14 protein-coding genes are annotated in these 15,579 nt (G+C 40.9%); 1 reads left to right on the forward strand and 13 read right to left on the reverse strand.

The annotated features are described in order from the left end of the window. Nucleotides 1-82 precede the first annotated feature (82 nt). The 3 genes from argO to AC3Z9T_RS07565 all read right to left on the reverse strand — a co-directional run bounded on the left by argO (nucleotide 83) and on the right by AC3Z9T_RS07565 (nucleotide 2,289). Nucleotides 83-700, reverse strand: a complete 618-nt coding sequence (gene argO / locus AC3Z9T_RS07555) for an arginine exporter ArgO (RefSeq protein WP_490125589.1) — start codon at nucleotides 698-700, stop codon at nucleotides 83-85. Between the two features lie 195 nt (nucleotides 701-895). After that, on the reverse strand, nucleotides 896-1,771 hold the full coding sequence (gene mscS / locus AC3Z9T_RS07560; RefSeq protein WP_490125590.1) for a small-conductance mechanosensitive channel MscS: 876 nt from the start codon (nucleotides 1,769-1,771) through the stop codon (nucleotides 896-898). Between the two features lie 146 nt (nucleotides 1,772-1,917). Further along, complete coding sequence (locus tag AC3Z9T_RS07565; RefSeq protein WP_490125591.1) at nucleotides 1,918-2,289, reverse strand: YacL family protein; 372 nt, start codon at nucleotides 2,287-2,289, stop codon at nucleotides 1,918-1,920. 197 nt (nucleotides 2,290-2,486) lie between these two features. Here AC3Z9T_RS07565 and AC3Z9T_RS07570 point away from each other — a divergent pair, with 197 nt between their 5' ends. Further along, entirely contained in the window at nucleotides 2,487-2,864 is a 378-nt protein-coding gene (locus AC3Z9T_RS07570) for a VOC family protein (protein ID WP_490125592.1), read from the forward strand. A gap of 61 nt (nucleotides 2,865-2,925) precedes the next feature. Here the strand turns inward: AC3Z9T_RS07570 and AC3Z9T_RS07575 are convergent, their stop codons facing one another. From AC3Z9T_RS07575 to aceF, 10 genes are all read right to left on the reverse strand, one after another. Beyond that, nucleotides 2,926-3,996 carry an ABC transporter ATP-binding protein gene (locus AC3Z9T_RS07575; protein WP_490125593.1) on the reverse strand — a complete coding sequence of 357 codons (1,071 nt, stop codon included), beginning with the start codon at nucleotides 3,994-3,996 and terminating at the stop codon, nucleotides 2,926-2,928. Further along, nucleotides 3,989-5,758 (reverse strand): ABC transporter permease, encoded by a 1,770-nt coding sequence (locus AC3Z9T_RS07580; RefSeq protein WP_490125594.1) that lies wholly within the window; start codon nucleotides 5,756-5,758, stop codon nucleotides 3,989-3,991. Before AC3Z9T_RS07580 ends, AC3Z9T_RS07575 begins: the two co-directional genes overlap by 8 nt. Before the next feature lie 91 nt (nucleotides 5,759-5,849). Continuing rightward, nucleotides 5,850-6,938: an ABC transporter substrate-binding protein gene (locus AC3Z9T_RS07585; RefSeq protein ID WP_490125595.1), complete on the reverse strand. Its 1,089-nt coding sequence runs from the start codon at nucleotides 6,936-6,938 to the stop codon at nucleotides 5,850-5,852. A gap of 341 nt (nucleotides 6,939-7,279) precedes the next feature. Next, complete coding sequence (gene acnB, locus AC3Z9T_RS07590; RefSeq protein WP_490125596.1) at nucleotides 7,280-9,877, reverse strand: bifunctional aconitate hydratase 2/2-methylisocitrate dehydratase; 2,598 nt, start codon at nucleotides 9,875-9,877, stop codon at nucleotides 7,280-7,282. Nucleotides 9,878-10,423: 546 nt separating this feature from the next. Next, entirely contained in the window at nucleotides 10,424-10,777 is a 354-nt protein-coding gene (locus AC3Z9T_RS07595; protein WP_490125597.1) for a VOC family protein, read from the reverse strand. A 262-nt stretch (nucleotides 10,778-11,039) separates the two neighbouring features. Further along, entirely contained in the window at nucleotides 11,040-11,207 is a 168-nt protein-coding gene (locus tag AC3Z9T_RS07600) for a hypothetical protein (protein WP_490125598.1), read from the reverse strand. Nucleotides 11,208-11,355: 148 nt separating this feature from the next. Next, nucleotides 11,356-11,592, reverse strand: coding sequence for a hypothetical protein (locus tag AC3Z9T_RS07605; RefSeq protein WP_490125599.1), 237 nt, complete (start codon nucleotides 11,590-11,592; stop codon nucleotides 11,356-11,358). A gap of 5 nt (nucleotides 11,593-11,597) precedes the next feature. After that, nucleotides 11,598-11,801 (reverse strand): hypothetical protein, encoded by a 204-nt coding sequence (locus AC3Z9T_RS07610; protein WP_490125600.1) that lies wholly within the window; start codon nucleotides 11,799-11,801, stop codon nucleotides 11,598-11,600. A gap of 282 nt (nucleotides 11,802-12,083) precedes the next feature. Further along, nucleotides 12,084-13,511, reverse strand: coding sequence for a dihydrolipoyl dehydrogenase (lpdA, locus tag AC3Z9T_RS07615; RefSeq protein WP_070925286.1), 1,428 nt, complete (start codon nucleotides 13,509-13,511; stop codon nucleotides 12,084-12,086). Nucleotides 13,512-13,716: 205 nt separating this feature from the next. Beyond that, the gene (gene aceF, locus AC3Z9T_RS07620) at nucleotides 13,717-15,579 is read right to left on the reverse strand and encodes a pyruvate dehydrogenase complex dihydrolipoyllysine-residue acetyltransferase (protein ID WP_490125601.1); all 1,863 of its coding nucleotides are present in this window, start codon (nucleotides 15,577-15,579) and stop codon (nucleotides 13,717-13,719) included.

Genomic DNA, 15,579 nt, shown 5'->3' on the forward strand with positions numbered 1-15,579 from the left:
CGGCGATATTATCAATTCATCGCAACCTACATCAACCTTAGCACATTCAATGTAAAGTTCTTTTCAGATTAATAAGAAATTGCTAGTACCCTAATCCTTGCTTTGCTAATTGAAAAGCAATAAACCACATCACTGTACCAACAAACACGTTAATAATACGTTGCGACAAAGGCTTATTCAGTACAGGTGAAAACCATGCTGCTAACATCGCTAACGCAAAGAACCAAACAAAAGAAGCAGTTAATGCACCGGCAGTAAACCAAGGGCGTAATTGGCTCTCTAATTGCCCTCCTACACTGCCTAATACTACAAAAGTATCTAAATAAACATGCGGGTTTAACCATGTAACGGCAAATAACGTCGCGATCACTCGCCAACGGCTAGCAATCTGATTTTCTGCGTCTAATACAACTTCATCACTGCTAAACGCCGTTCGAAAAGCTCCATACCCATACCATGTTAAAAACCCAACCCCAGCCCATGTAATCAATTGCATCAGTATTTCAGATTGGCTGAGTAAAGCACTGCCGCCAAATACCCCTGCAACAATTAACAGAGTGTCACTTAAAGAGCATAAAAATGCACTCATGATATGGTATTGCTTTCGGCTTCCTTGCTGTAACACGAAGGCATTTTGTGGACCTAGGGGAAGGATCATTGCAGCCCCTAATAGCGCACCCTGCAAATAAATAGTAAACATGCATAAATTCCTAATAATTATTCATTCGATAGCCATGATTCTATCGATAAATAATTATTAGTGAAAATTATTAATTCTTATGCAACATTAGTAAAACTACTTTTACTGTAAGGATAAGGAAATGGTAAAAAGCAGAAATGAAAACTGGGTAACGCATTCAACATACGATACCCAGTTTTGTCTCTTAATCCAATATTACTCAGCGGATTGATTTTTGACGACAGTTTGTGATTGCTGGTGTAAATGCACGTCCATTTGAGGGAAAGGAATACCAATTTTGTGCTCATTAAGAGCACGTTTAAAGTTTTCCATCAGATCCCAATAAACAGGCCATGTATCACCATTAGTCGTCCAAAAACGCACCAAATAATTCAATGATGATGGTGCCATCTCATGCAAACGAATAGTCACACCTTTGTCATGTTGTATACGGCTATCAGCAGCAACAATATCACCCAACACTTTTTTCACTACATCAATGTCTGAGTCATAAGCCACGCCAACAGTGATATCAGTACGGCGGTTTGGCTCACGAGTGACGTTAATAATACTATCTGCAATAATTTTACCGTTAGGGATAACGATAATGCGGTCATCCGCTGTTTTTAGCGTAGTAGAAAAAATTTGTACATTTTGTACTGTACCTTCAACAGCACCGATCTTCACATACTCACCAGCGCGTAGTGGCCTAAATACAACCAACAAAACACCAGCCGCAAAGTTACCCAATGAATTCTGTAACGCTAGACCAACCGCTAAACCAGCGGCACCCATTACAGCGATAACAGAGGCTGTTTGAACACCAATTTTTCCTAGTACTGCGATAAATGTGAATGCAACGATAGTGTAACGAGCAATTGCTGATAAAAAATCACTGACTGTCGCATCAATACCCCGCAGAGTCATTACACGGTGTAAACCACGACCGACCCATTTCGCAATCATCATACCGACAATGAGAATGATAATGGCAGAAACAATATTCACCGCATACTGAACTAACAGATCCTGATTTGCCGCAAACCAGCTAGTCGCGTCATTCAACGCTCCTGTAACATCATCAGTATTCATAAAGCCCTCGAATTTTTAAATTGAACAATGATAAGTAAAGTAGCCACACTCTCCCAAAATTAGCCTTTTTAGAGGTTAATCATGTGGCATCACAGTTAAATAATAACTGTAATTATTAAAATCTGACAACATGTCAATACAAAAGTTTATTGTCTTTTGTTTTCTAAGACAAATCGTCTATATTCGTTAAGCATGCTAAGAAAGTCATCAATACCGCAAAAAGCAATGCTTTCATTATCATAATAACTCATTCCTTCTTCTAACCCATCAGTTTCAAAAGCGAGCTGGTTCGCTTTGATCATGACTTCTTCTTCATCCAACAGCAGTGTATATTCATGACCGACAAGCTCCCACTGTTTTTCGCTCCCTTTAACTGATTCGTAACTGTTCTCAATATCTTCAAGTAAACTTAAGTCACCTTTGATCTCTTCATTTAGCCAATAACCGATTGCCTCATGATCCATCGAAAATTTCGCTGATATCTCGCCTGTAATATCTTGAAAAAATTGGTAATCCATAACTCACCTCCACCAGACGTTATTATGCTTAATTATACCCCTAGTTAAGTATTATTGTTCCTATAAAATTAACATTGTTATGCAATAAAGCGCACAGAAATCGCCAACACTTTTCAGCATTGCACTAAAATAAACTAAGTAAAAGTGGGTAGTGATTATGAATCAACAGATAAAACATTTGGAGGGCTTGTTAACTCATGATTAACCATCTCGACCATTTAGTCCTAACGACCACAAATCAAGATTTATGTATTGATTTCTACACTAGAGTCTTAAAAATGAAATTAGTCGCATTTGGTGAACAGCGTTACGCGATACAGTTTGGTCAGCAAAAAATAAATATTCACCAATATGGCAAAGAATTTGAGCCCAAAGCGCATTTACCTGTTCCTGGCTCACTTGATTTATGTTTCATCAGTGATATACCGCTAGAACAGGTTATTGAACATATTCAAAACCAAAAAGTGACTATTATTGATGGACCCGTCAAACGTACTGGCGCAATGGGAACTATTTTATCTATTTATATTAGAGATCCGGATTTAAACCTTATTGAAATATCAAACTATCGATAAAATTAGGTGATTGCTCCTTCAATGATTGAAAACACCCTATCAGGAGCAATTCAATTAGAACTTAATTATTTGGAAAAACCCACACGTCATCTGCCGGTAACAGTAAGCGAACCATAGCTTGGGAACGAGAGTCACTCCCATAAGCTCTTACAACAAAATCCTCAGCGACAGTGCGGAATAGATACTCCCAGCGATCGCCAAGGTACATACTTGTCAGCAATGGTAATTCAAGTACGTTTTCCTGTTGTGACCCAGCAAAGCGTACGCGCTCAACACGTATCACGGCAATCCCTTTTTGCCCAACGGTTAAACCTTCTCCTACTTGGCCTCTTAATACCCAATCTTTACCTTCAATTTGCGCCTGTCCATGAGATATTTCAGTGACCACCCCCGATAAGCGATTATTACTCCCCATAAACTCAGCTGAAAATAAGGATGCTGGGCGGCTATAAATTTGTTGTGGTGTTCCTTGCTGCTCAATCACCCCATTATTAAGTAATAAAATACGATCAGAAATTGCCATGGCTTCATTTTGATCATGAGTCACCATTAACGCAGACAGTCCTAATTTAATAATCAGCTCCCGTAAAAAAACACGGGCCTCCTCACGAAGCTTAGCATCTAGGTTTGACAGAGGTTCATCCAATAAAATAACAGGTGGGCTATAAACTAAAGCTCGGCCTATCGCAACGCGTTGCTGCTGACCACCTGATAATTGATGTGGATGGCGCTTACCCAATTGCCCAAGACCTAATTGTTCTAAAACAGCTTGCACTCTATGAGTTATTTCCTTTGCTGATGTTTTACGTAATTTAAGTGGGTAAGCAACATTCTCAAAAACTGTTTTATGTGGCCACAATGCATATGACTGAAATACCAGCCCAAGGTTACGCTCTTCAGCAGGGATCTCACGATGTGATTGACCATCAAATACAGTATGTTCACCAATCACTATTGTTCCTTTAGTCGGCTTTTCTAATCCTGCAACGGCGCGTAATAGTGTCGTTTTACCGCTACCTGATGGGCCTAATAATGAAACGACCTCTCCACGATGAAGCTGCATTGACACACCTTTTAACACAGGATTGTCGCCATAAGTTAAGTGCAAATTATCTACTGTTAATTCAATCATGTAATTTCACTCCAAAACGCAGTGCAATCCCTAAGCCCAGCACCACAAACAAGATATTAATAAAAGATAATGCAGCGACGATATCAATAGCCCCAGCAGCCCATAAAGAAACCAACATTGAACCAATGGTTTCTGTTCCTGGAGAAAGCAAATAAACCCCCGTTGAGTATTCTCGCTCAAAAATCAAAAACATCAGTAGCCAAGAGCCAATCAATCCATAACGTGATAATGGGATAGTGACATGGCGAGTAATTTGACCTCGACGAGCGCCCGAGCTGCGGGCAGCCTCTTCAAGTTCAGGTGCAACTTGCAGTAAGGTGGAAGAAATCAACCGCAGCCCATAAGCCATCCATACCACGGTATACGCCAACCAAACACTAAACATGGTGCTACGAAGTGAACGCAATCCAGTTACCACATGCTCACGTAACCATTGCGCATTAGATAGCTCAGATAACCAGCCTGTTTTCAAGGAATTATCTAGCCACATAGGAAGAAATAGAAAAACCCATAGAAATGCCAATCCGGCTAGTAACCCTGGAACGGCGCGAGGAACTAATACACTATAGTCGAGGAATCGAGTTGCATTATCAGGTTTACGATGCATTGCAATACCGATAAACAAATAACAAATCACTGCCAGTGCCCCACCGATCACCCCGATCGCCATTGAATTGATAATTGCGCGTATTAAATTTGGCTGCTGCCAAATTGTGACAAAAGTATTTAATGAAAACTGTTCTATAATAGGTACGCCGATACCCCAGTTTGCCACAAAGGTACGCAGTACGACGCCCATCAAAGGCACACCAATAGTGATAACAAGCCACAATATAACGACACTACCTGCTAACCAGCGCCATTTACCTAATGGAAGCGCTCGCGCTTGTGACGCCTTACCTTTCATGGTGACAAAACGATTAGCTGTTCGCATCAACACCCGTTGTAGCAGCACTAACGGAATAGTGATACAAATGAGTACTACAGCAACCGCTGCCATCAGATGATATGAGGGAGTTCCTAACTTATTTGTTAATTGGTACAAATAAGTTGAAAGCACTAAATGACCTTCAGGATCACCTAGCACTAACATCAAGCCAAATACCTCTAATCCAAGAAAAAACAGTAATACTGTAGCGTATAAAATTGAAGGCCGAACCATTGGTAAACTCACCGCGGTCATCACCTGTAATGGTGTTGCCCCTGCGGTACGAGCTGCTTCTTCCACATCAGAACCGACACTACGTAGCGCCGAAGAGATATAGAGATATGCATGAGGAACATGGGTTAGCCCTGCAATAATGACAATACTGGTCAGTGAATAAATATTCCAAGGTACAAAACCAAGTAGTTCCTCAACCCATAATGAAAAGAATCCTACAGGTCCTGCTGCAACAACATAGCCAAACCCTAAAACCATCGGTGAAACAAATATTGGTACAAGAATTAAAGGTTCAATAAAACGCCTACCGGGCAAATCTGTTCTTATCATCAAAAATGCGAGAATACACCCAAGAGGTATGGCAATAACAACTAAGCCAAATGCTAATAGGAAGCCTGTTTTTAAGGCTTTATAGAAATCGGGATCAGTAAAAATAAATTCGAATGCTTCGAAACTAAACACTTTCGAAGGAGAAAAGAAAGGAGCCGAAAGAAAGCTTTGAATAATAATAAATGACAGAGGAACATAAATAACCAATGCCGTTATCATAACTACAAAGCCACGTGGCAAACTTTGCATTTTTCTACGCCATAATTGCATAAATTACCTCACAGATTATGCCAATAGATACTCTATAGATATGCGCCTCCCGTATAGTCAGGGAGGCATAAAACTGAATAAAATGACTCGATTATTTATTTGTCGCAGTACGCCACTGTTTAATAAACTCTAAACGTTGGCTAGGTTGTAGATATTCGAGAAGGCTTTCATCTACGGGGATAGGTTTTAAAGCATTACCTAATGATTTGGTGAGCCCATTAATATCATTATTACCTTCAATATCATTACGGATTGAAGGAATATCAGCTTTATTTGCTAATATATTTTGCCCTTTTTCTGAAAGGACATAATCCAACCACAGTTTAGCTGCATTTTCATTGCTGGCAGTATCACTAATAAAGCTCACTCGTGATAACACTAAAGTGTAGTCTTTCGGATATATAATCCCCATTGAGCTATCATTTTTTGCTCGGCTTTCTGCATAAGAGCCTAAAATATTAAATCCAATTAAATTTTCCCCTGAAGAAACACGCTCCATCATAGTGCCTGTTGAGGATTGAACAGTTAATCCGCCTTTGCCTATGTCTGCTAAATGGGAAAAATAATTTGCGTCCTGTTTTGCGTCTTGCGCCGCTAACATAAACCCTACTGCCGATTTTTGGATATCGTAAGTGGTGACTTTACTTTTAAATTTTTCAGGTTGACTAGCGATCAATTTGGCTAAAGCGGCGTGTGAATCAGGAACATCAGCTTGAGGAATGAGCCGTTTATTATAAATAAATACAACCGGCTCATAAGTCGTACCATACGCTTTTTCTTTCCAAACCGACCATTTTGGTAGCTGAGCCAATTCAGGTGAGGAATATTGTTTAGCATAGTCTGATGCAAGTTTCAGTGCAGTGTCCATTGATGAGCTCCATATTACATCACCGCTCGCCGCACCTGCTGCCTGCTCGCTAATATAACGATTATATAACTCGGTACTGTTCATATCGTTATATTCAACTTTAATACCTGGGTACTGTTCCTCAAAACCTTTAATTAATGGCTCAGCCGCTTTAATATCAGTCGTCGAATAAATTACGACTTTTCCTTCTTTTACAGCACCATCAACCAATTTCTGATAATCAGCAGGATACCCTTCCGGTTGAGCTGCATAAGCAGAAATAGAGAATACTAGCGCCGTAACTGATATTGAAATCATATTTTTACTTAACATAAGGCACCTATAGTTATATTCACTTAGACAAAATAAATATACACAGGCCGCTCATTGCTAAACAATGCTAATATTTTCTTTCTTTTCATTTTGTGAGATTGTTAAATATTTGTGAAATAAAACACAAGTGAGTTACATTCAACAGTGAATAGTCAAAAAACCTTATTTAACATGATGTTATTATGAGGAACTGCGATTTTTAGATAAAAACCTATGTAAACTGACAAACATACCTCATCGGGAAAATAGCTTGTTAATTATTTTTTTGCCATAATGAGTATTCCACCAGAAATAAAAAAGGCTCTGAAACCAGAGCCTTTTAATCAATACTAAATCAGTGATTAAACAGCAGTTTGGAAAATAACGCCATCTGCTTTTTCAGTGTATTGCTCTAATTGATCAAAGTTCAGATAGCGATAAGTATCCGCTGCCGTTTCATCAACCTTATCCATAAACTGTAGGTACTCAGCAGGCGTCGGCAAACGACCTAGCAGAGAAGCAACTGCAGCAAGCTCAGCTGATGCGAGGAACACATTTGCACCTGTACCTAAACGGTTAGGGAAGTTACGCGTTGAGGTTGAAACAACCGTTGCACCATCTGCAACACGTGCTTGGTTACCCATACATAACGAGCAACCTGGGACTTCAATACGTGCCCCACTCTTACCAAATACGCTGTAGTAGCCTTCTTCAGTAAGCTGTGCCGCATCCATCTTAGTTGGTGGTGCAACCCATAAACGTGTTGGCAATTGACCTTTGTGTTGATCAAGCAGTTTACCCGCCGCACGGAAGTGGCCAATGTTTGTCATACAAGAACCGATAAATACTTCATCGATCTTCTCGTTTTGTACTGCTGATAATAAACGTGCATCATCAGGGTCATTCGGTGCACACAGAATTGGCTCTTTGATTTCATTCAAATCGATTTCAATTACTGCGGCATATTCTGCATCAGCATCGCCTTCAAGCAATTGAGGATCTGCTAACCAGCTTTCCATCCCTTTGATACGACGCTCAATCGTACGACGATCACCATACCCTTCAGCAATCATCCACTTCAGCAGTGTAATATTGGACTGTAAGTATTCAATGATTGGCGCTTTATCCAGTTTAATGGTACAGCCTGCCGCAGAACGTTCAGCTGAAGCATCAGCAAGTTCGAACGCTTGCTCAACTTTTAGCTCAGGTAAACCTTCAATCTCTAAAATACGGCCTGAGAAAATGTTTTTCTTACCTTTTTTCTCGACTGTCAGTAAACCGTCTTTAATCGCATATAATGGGATCGCATGCACCAGATCACGTAATGTGATACCCGGTTGCATTTCACCTTTAAAGCGAACCAGTACGGATTCAGGCATATCCAGAGGCATAACCCCTGTTGCGGCTGCAAACGCAACCAAACCGGAACCCGCAGGGAAAGAGATACCAATTGGGAAACGAGTATGTGAATCACCGCCTGTACCAACAGTATCAGGCAATAGCATACGGTTTAGCCATGAGTGAATAATACCGTCGCCCGGACGTAAAGAAACCCCACCACGGTTCATAATGAAATCAGGTAGTGTATGGTGAGTAGTCACGTCGACAGGTTTTGGATAAGCAGCAGTGTGGCAGAATGACTGCATCACCAAATCTGCAGAAAAACCTAAACACGCCAAATCTTTCAATTCGTCACGTGTCATTGGCCCTGTGGTATCTTGAGAACCAACAGAGGTCATTTTAGGTTCGCAGTATTCGCCTGGGCGAATACCAGTACGGCCACAAGCTCGACCCACCATTTTCTGAGCTAAAGAGAAACCACGGTTGCTTTGTGCTACAGATTTTGCATGACGGAAAACGTTTGTTGGCTCTAAAGCAAGTGCTTCACGTGCTTTTGTGGTTAAACCACGGCCAATGATCAGTGGAATACGACCGCCAGCACGAACTTCGTCAATCAATACATCTGTTTTGAGTTCAAATGTTTCTAGCAGCTCGCCCGTCTCATGGTTACGAACTTCACCTTTATACGGATAAATATCAATGACATCACCCATATTGAGTTTAGAAACATCAACCTCAATAGGTAGTGCTCCTGCATCTTCCATTGTGTTAAAGAAGATTGGGGCAATTTTACCACCAAGCACAACACCGCCACCACGTTTGTTAGGAACGAATGGAATGTCATCCCCCATAAACCACAGTACAGAGTTAGTTGCTGATTTACGAGAAGAACCCGTACCTACAACATCACCAACGTAAGCTAATGGGAAACCTTTCTTATTTAACTCATCAATTTGCTTGATGGGGCCGACGTTACCGGCATCATCAGGTACGATACCATCGCGAGCGTTTTTCAGCATCGCCAATGCGTGTAACGGAATATCAGGACGTGACCATGCATCAGGCGCTGGTGACAAATCATCAGTGTTAGTTTCACCAGTCACTTTGAACACAGTTACAGTTAATTTTTCAGCTAATTCAGGACGTTCTAAGAACCATTTTGCATCGGCCCATGACTCGATGACTTGCTTAGCATATTCATTACCTGCTTTGGCTTTCTCTTCCACATCATAGAAGTTATCAAACATCAATAAAGTGTGTGAAAGCGCTTTGGCAGCGATTGGCGCAAGCTTAGCATCATCTAAAGCTTCGATCAGCGCATGAATATTGTATCCACCCTGCATAGTACCGAGTAGTTCGACTGCTTTTTCAGGGGAGATAAGAGGAGAGGCGGCTTCGCCTTTCGCGATAGCGGCTAAAAAGCCAGCTTTTACATAGGCTGCTTCGTCAACACCAGGGGGTACGCGGTTGGTTAGCAGGTCTAACAGGAAATCTTCTTCACCTTTAGGTGGGTTTTTTAGTAGTTCTACCAGTGCAGCTACTTGTGCAGCATCTAACGGCTTAGGGACAATCCCTTGAGCGGCACGCTCGGCTACGTGCTTACGGTAATCTTCTAGCACGACGTTCTCCTCGCTTCATTGTAATTTATATACCCGGCTGTCTGCACCATCCTGACAAAAATTATCATCCGGTGCCAGGTCAGAGGAATTTGCTCACATAATCTCAATGGCAGTAAAATTATGTCCAGCTTCGGGCGTTCAGCATAGCAGAGTTTAAATAGAATGTTAATTCATTCACAAGAAAGCAACATATATCTACTTACTTTAGGCCCTAATAATCAATTACAGGTTGTTTTTAGTTTAAGATACTATCATCAGTCACAAAAAGCAGATATATACTCTAGATAATTCAAAGTGTCGCTAAGTGGTAAGTGAATAAAGCGCTGTAACCAATGCGATGCCTTAACAAAAAGCGTTACAACTTGAAGTATCACGAGTATAGCCACACTTTTTATAATGCATTTATGTCGTTAACGCACTCTCTTTTGTGCCCTTTTTCATCAGCTATCACAAATTATATTTTTTATCGTAATTTTATTTATATATCTAATTGATAAGGAAAATCATTGCGATTGGCCTTAACTTTTTTAACGGTTTTAATTGATTTTATTGTCCTTTTAAACCAATTAAATTACCAAACGGATCTTCAAACTGACACATTCGGTTGTTACCATCGATTAACATCGGCCCTCGATACAGTTTTGCACCTAAAGCGAGCAAATGTTTCATTACAGCATTCAAAGATTCAGTTTGCCAATAAAGCACTGTTCCTCGCTTCCCTTCCCTGACTTTTTCATCCGCTTGGACAATTTCAATAGTGAAATCTCCTACATGTAATAGCGTGAAATCAAATTCGGGGAGGTATTCAGCAACTGCTTGTGGAAAGGCCTGTTGATACCAAGCCAAGCCAGCAGAGACATCAGGTACATGAATTAAAATTGCGGTCGGTATTAGCTTCATCAGATTTGCTTATTGATATGAATTATGAGCGTTAGTTTATACTGATAATACGTTAGGTTAACTATGAATTGAAGATCCGCCAATAAGTGTGCAAGCAATAATCAAGATGACCACTACCTACACACTTCCTGTTATCAGATCAGATTTAAACCGAATGCTTCTCTGCTAAATAACGTAAAATGGCAGATATATTCTTTAAGTTATGCCTTAGTAAAAGCTCCTTTTCTGTAGCCTCATATAGAATTTTATAGTCATCCTCTAACTACCCAATATCTAATTGAGTCGGTTCATTATAAATATCATAAATAGATTCATAAGGTACATTCCAATAAAAGTCTGAATCTAGGTCAATATTATCTATACCCTGTTCTTTCATTTCATTGAAGATTGTTATTACAGCCTCTCCCAGTAGATTAAGCTTTATTTTCATACTTTAACCTTTACCATTTATAATTTCATTTACTCAGTGAAATTACTAATAGTGAGTAAGGTTATTCAATAAATGATCTAGTATTTATACAATAAAACCTCAATAATTTATCATTTAACTATTGAGGTTTTAGTAATTCAGAATTTTATTAAGATAGTAGTTCTAGTTTAGTTTCATTTAAAATAGAGATGAATGCATCTAAAGGAAATTTCATTTCCACCTCTTCAGCCAATAGCCTACTATCATTGAAAAACTCAATTTCGACTTCATTTGGTCCTTTATCTTTATTAATTTGGCAAAGTATCTGCCCTTTATAAGATATCTCCGCAGTTAATTCTTCATATCGAGAATCACTAAAAAAATCCACACTAAAATCATTTTTCATACATACTACCTTTTTGGGTCTAATAAGCCCGAGAATGAGCTATCTGAGTTATAACGAATACCTTTACCGTTAGGCAAGCGATATTCAACACCACCGCGATAAATCATTAGTTCTAAACCCATCCGTGATACTATCACACTCACCGTAACAGCCATCTCCAAAATACGAATTTGGACTTTCAATATCCGGCAACGCATCTGAAAATACATAAATTGTACCTATATGTTCCCCCATAGACTAACTTCCTTATTAGCGTAAATGAAAAGAATAAAGAAGTTAAAATGTAATACTTTACTAGTCAACTAAACGTTATTATTTATATTTATTAAACTTGAATTATTAAATAAATTTTTAATTTAATAATTCAAGCTACAGCTAGATAATAAGTCTATATACAAAAGCAAAAAGCCAATATGTTTCCATATTGGCTTTTATATATTTTATTGATAAACAGCTAACTAAAAAGCTGTTTATCAAAAAGACCTAAGAAATTATTTTTTCTTTTTCGCTTTAGCGTTTGGTAAGTCAGTAATGCTACCTTCGTAGATTTCTGCCGCCATACCAATTGATTCATACAGTGTCGGGTGAGCATGAATAGTTAATGCGATATCTTCTGCATCACAACCCATTTCGATTGCTAAGCCGATTTCACCTAACAGCTCGCCACCATTAACACCAACAACCGCACCACCGATAACACGGTTAGATTGCTTGTCGAAAATCAGCTTAGTCATACCTTCAGAGCAGTCAGATGCAATTGCACGACCAGATGCTGCCCATGGGAAAGTTGCCACTTCATAGCTGATGTTTTTCTCTTTCGCTTCTTTCTCTGTTAAACCAACCCAAGCAACTTCTGGTTCAGTATAAGCGATTGAAGGAATGACTTTAGGATCGAAGTAATGCTTCAGACCAGAGATAACTTCAGCGGCAACGTGGCCTTCGTGAACACCTTTGTGTGCCAACATTGGTTGACCCACGATATCACCGATAGCGAAGATATGAGGTACGTTAGTACGCATTTGCTTATCAACATGGATGAAGCCACGATCGTCAACTTCAACACCTGCTTTACCTGCATCTAGGTTTTTACCGTTTGGTACACGACCAATCGCAACCAGAACTGCATCATAACGTTGAGGCTCAGCAGACGCTTTTTTACCTTCCATAGAAACATAGATGCCGTCTTCTTTCGCTTCAACAGCAGTCACTTTTGTTTCTAACAGTAAGTTGAATTTTTTGCTGATTTGTTTGGTGAATACTTTAACCACGTCTTTATCCGCAGCAGGGATAACTTGGTCAAACATTTCAACTACATCAATCTGAGAACCCAGAGCATGATAAACAGTACCCATTTCTAGACCGATGATACCACCACCCATAACTAGCAGACGCTCTGGAACTTCTTTCAGCTCAAGCGCATCTGTAGAGTCCCAAATACGTGGGTCTTCATGAGGAATGAATGGCAGCTGAATAGGACGTGAACCCGCAGCGATAATTGCATTATCAAAGTTGATAGTGGTGCTGCCATTTTCGCCTTCAACAACCAGTGTGTTAGCACCAGTAAATTTACCTAGGCCGTTAACAACGTTAACTTTACGGCCTTTTGCCATACCAGCCAGACCACCAGTCAGCTGATTGATGACTTTTTCTTTCCACAGGCGTACTTTAGAGATATCTGTTTTTGGCTCACCAAAAACAATACCGTGCTCAGCCAGTGCCTTCGCTTCTTCAATCACTTTTGCGACATGCAACAGTGCTTTAGAAGGGATACAACCAACGTTCAAACAAACGCCACCCAGAGTTGAGTAACGTTCTACTAATACAGTTTCTAAACCTAAGTCAGCGCAACGGAAAGCCGCAGAATACCCTGCAGGGCCTGCACCAAGTACCACTACTTGGGCTTTAATTTCAGTACTCATCATGACCTCTTTTTGTTTTGTCCAGCGGGGGCAGCCAAAAAACGAATAATTCCACCGGAAAATACACACCGCGAGCAGTTTACAGAATTGTTAACATCCTGAAAAGGCTGAATGCGTGACGTAACTCCCAACCTTTCGCTGCAACAGCGAAAAACTCTGCCCCAGCCCAAATAAAACAGACCGGTCAATTGACCGGTCTTATTCGTTACATTACCAGACGGCGAATATCGCTCATCAATTGTCCAACTAGAGTGATGAAACGCGCACCATCAGCGCCGTCAATCACACGGTGGTCAAATGACAGAGACATTGGCAGAATGAGACGAGGAACAAACTCACTACCATTCCAAACTGGTTTGATAGCAGAGCGTGACAGACCCATAATTGCCACTTCTGGTGCATTCACGATTGGTGCAAAACCGGTAGTACCGATACCACCTAGGCTAGAAATCGTGAAGCAACCGCCTTGCATGTCAGCTGCGGTCAGTTTACCTGCACGCGCTTTCTTAGAAACTTCACCCAGCTCGCGAGACAGTTCCATAATGCCTTTTTTGTTCACATCTTTGAAAACAGGAACAACTAAGCCATTTGGTGTATCAACCGCGATACCGATGTTGATGTATTTTTTCAGGAACAGACGCTGTGCATCTTCTGAAATAGAGCTGTTGAAACGTGGCATTTCTTCCAGAGCACGTGCAACGGCTTTCATAACAAAGACCAGTGGAGTGATTTTCACACCCAGCTGTTTCTTCTCAGCTTCTTTGTTTTGTTGCTTACGGAACTCTTCAACTTCAGTGGTATCAACCTCTTCCATCAGAGTTACGTGAGGGATCATCACCCAGTTACGGCTCAGGTTAGCACCAGAGATTTTTTGGATACGGCCAAGTTCAACTTCTTCAACTTCACCAAACTTGCTGTAATCCACTTTTGGCCATGGCAACATACCCGGTAAACCGCCACCAGCTGCTGCTGGTGCTTCTGCACGCTTCACTGCATCTTTAACGTAAGCCTGAACGTCTTCACGCAGGATACGACCTTTACGACCTGTACCCTTAACTTTCGCTAAGTTAACACCAAATTCACGCGCTAAGCGACGAATAACAGGTGTTGCATGGATATAAGCGTCATTTTCAACAAATTCATTTTTGTTGTCAGCTGCTTTTGCTGCCGCTGCTACTGGAGCCGGAGCAGATGCCGCAGGAGCTGGAGCCGCCGCAACAGGTGCGGCTACTGGTGCTGCACCTGCCACTTCAAAGGTCATGATCAGCGAGCCAGTTTTCACTTTATCGCCAGTCGCAATCTTGATTTCTTTAACGGTACCTGCGAATGGTGCAGGAACTTCCATTGAAGCCTTATCACCTTCAACAGTAATGATAGATTGCTCTGCAGAAACGCTATCACCGACTTTAACCATCACTTCAGTGACTTCAACTTCATCACCACCGATATCTGGTACGTTAACATCTTTGATTGCTGCGGCTGCTGGAGCGGCTGGTGCCGCCGGAGCTGCTGCTGGAGCAGAAGCGGCTACAGGTGCTGCACCTGCAACTTCAAAGACCATGATCAGTGAACCTGTTTTCACTTTATCGCCAGCAGCGATTTTGATCTCTTTAACAGTACCCGCAAATGGTGCTGGAACCTCCATTGAAGCCTTATCGCCTTCAACGGTGATCAGTGATTGCTCTTCTGCAACAGTATCGCCAACTTTTACCATAATTTCAGTAACTTCGACTTCATCGCCACCGATATCAGGCACTGCAACTTCTTTCAGAGCTGCTGCTGGTGCCGCTGCCGGAGCCGCTGGAGCTTCAGCTGGTGCAGCTGTTGCTGCACCTTCTGCGGATTCAAACACCATAATTAGTTTGCCAGTGGTCACTTTATCACCAACGGCAATTTTAATTTCTTTCACCACACCTGCTTGAGGAGAGGGAACTTCCATAGAAGCTTTGTCACCTTCAACAGTGATCAAAGATTGTTCCGCTTCTACTTTATCACCAACTTTAACCATAACTTCGGTGACTTCAACTTCATCAGCACCGATATCAGGCACTTGGATTTCAATAGACAT

The organism is Providencia sp. 6390 (assembly GCF_058148425.1).